Below are 1,416 nucleotides of genomic sequence, written 5' to 3' on the forward strand. Positions count from 1 at the left end.
GCCCCTCACGCCGGCCGGGGCCGGGCGGGCGCCGACCGCACGAGCCTGCAGGGGCTCACGCGCGGGGGACCCGCAGCAGCAGCGCCTCGCCCTGGCCGCCGCCGCCGCACAGCGCGGCGACCCCGGTGCCGCCGCCCAGCCGGCGCAGCTCGAGGGCGAGGGTGAGGGCGAGCCGGGTGCCGGACATCCCGATCGGGTGCCCGAGCGCGATGGCGCCGCCGTGGACGTTGACCCGCTCCTCGACCTGCTCCGGGGTGAGGCCCAGGTCGGCGGCGGAGGCGAGGCCGACGACGGCGAAGGCCTCGTTGATCTCGTAGCGGTCCAGGCCGGCGGGGTCGATGCCCTCCCGCCGGCACGCCTCGCGGACGGCGGCGGACGGCTGGGTCTGCAGCGTGGAGTCCGGGCCGGCCACGGTCCCCGCGGCACCGACCTCTGCCAGCCACGGCAGGCCCCGGGACTCGACGAGGTCCTTGCGGGCCACGACCACCGCGGCGGCCCCGTCGGAGATCGGCGACGAGGACCCGGCCGTGATGGTGCCGTCGGGGCGGAACGCCGGCCGGAGCCCTCCCAGCGTCTCGACCGTGGTGCCCGGCCGGATGCCCTCGTCGCGGTCGACGGTGACCGGCTCGCCCTTGCGGCGCGGCACCTGCACGGGCACGACCTCCTCGGCGAACACCCCGCTCTCCCACGCGGCCGCGGCGAGGCGGTGCGAGCGGGCGGCGAACGCGTCCTGCTCCTCCCGCGTGAAGCTCCACCGGGCGGCGGTGGCCGTCCCGGGCTCGCCGCCGGGAGGCCCTGCCGTGCCGGTGGGGTCGGCCGGGTCGTTGGCGTCGTCGGTCAGCGTGCCCATCGGCTGGCTCGTGAAGGTGTCGCGCAGGCCGTCGTGGGCCATGTGGTCCAGCAGCGCGACGTCGCCGTACATGTGGCCGCTCCGGCTGCCGGGGAGCAGGTGGGGCGCGGCGGACATCGACTCGGTGCCGGCGGCGACGACCACGTCGGCCATCCCGGCGGTGATGAGCGCGTCCGCCATGGCGACCGCGTTGAGCCCGGACAGGCACACCTTGTTGATGGCCGTGGCGGGGACGGACATCGGCAGGCCGCCGGCCACGGCGGCCTGGCGGGCCGGGGACTGCCCGACGCCGGCCTGGAGGACCTGGCCGACGAGCGCCTGGTCGACCTCCCCGGGGGCGAAGCCTGACCGCTCGAGCGCGGCGCGGATGGCGACCCCGGCCAGCTGCGGGGCGGTCAGGGTGGACAGCGAGCCCTGCAGCCGCCCCATGGGCGTGCGGGCACCGGCGACGATGACGGAGACCATGGCGAGAACGCTAACCCCCGGGGCGGCCGCGGCCCGCCGTACCGTGGGCGGGTGACCGCCCGCCCGCCCGCCGGGGCCGCCGCGCCCGCCGACGCCGCCCC

The 1,416-nt window shown here is 78.5% G+C and carries 1 protein-coding gene; it reads right to left on the reverse strand.

The annotated features are described in order from the left end of the window. Positions 1-55: 55 nt before the first annotated feature. The gene (locus WCS02_RS20280; protein ID WP_340296122.1) at positions 56-1,315 is read right to left on the reverse strand and encodes an acetyl-CoA C-acetyltransferase; all 1,260 of its coding nucleotides are present in this window, start codon (positions 1,313-1,315) and stop codon (positions 56-58) included. Positions 1,316-1,416: the final 101 nt, after the last annotated feature.

This window comes from Aquipuribacter hungaricus (genome assembly GCF_037860755.1).
Taxonomy (GTDB): domain Bacteria; phylum Actinomycetota; class Actinomycetes; order Actinomycetales; family JBBAYJ01; genus Aquipuribacter; species Aquipuribacter hungaricus.

What these genes read in the sequence shown, in the direction of transcription:
- WCS02_RS20280 (WP_340296122.1), bottom strand. Translation starts at nt 1,315, where the DNA reads ATGGTCTCCGTCATCGTCGCCGGTGCCCGCACGCCCATGGGGCGGCTG.